Origin of the sequence: Bacillus sp. AF62, from assembly GCF_050312695.1 — a bacterium.
Taxonomy (GTDB): Bacteria; Bacillota; Bacilli; order Bacillales; family Bacillaceae_G; genus Bacillus_A; species Bacillus_A cereus.
The window spans coordinates 1-226 of record NZ_JBNPJZ010000328.1 but is presented as its reverse complement, the minus strand read 5'-3'; the positions used below and the strand labels follow the sequence as shown (position 1 = coordinate 226).

The following is a 226-nucleotide window of genomic DNA, read 5'->3' as shown; positions in this document are numbered from 1 at the left end:
AATATGTTTCATTGTCTTTTTCATTTAGCATCAACATCCTTTTTTATAATTTTTGTGTGGTCAAATAATCCACTTGCCGACAGTCCAATGATGATTCCTTGAAATACATTTGTTTTGATATCTCCGCCCATAAATAAAACGCCTAGCATAATGCCAAGCGTTAAATTGAGTAACGGAACATATTTTGTTTGTAATCCAATTGTTTTTCCAATCTGTGAAAGACCTA

1 protein-coding gene is annotated in these 226 nt (G+C 32.3%); it reads right to left on the bottom strand.

Annotation, left to right across the window (positions count from 1 at the left end):
• Positions 1 to 20 precede the first annotated feature (20 nt).
• A partial coding sequence (locus ACQRBL_RS33015; protein WP_427736513.1) for a holin occupies positions 21 to 226 on the bottom strand: 206 nt, incomplete at its 5' end.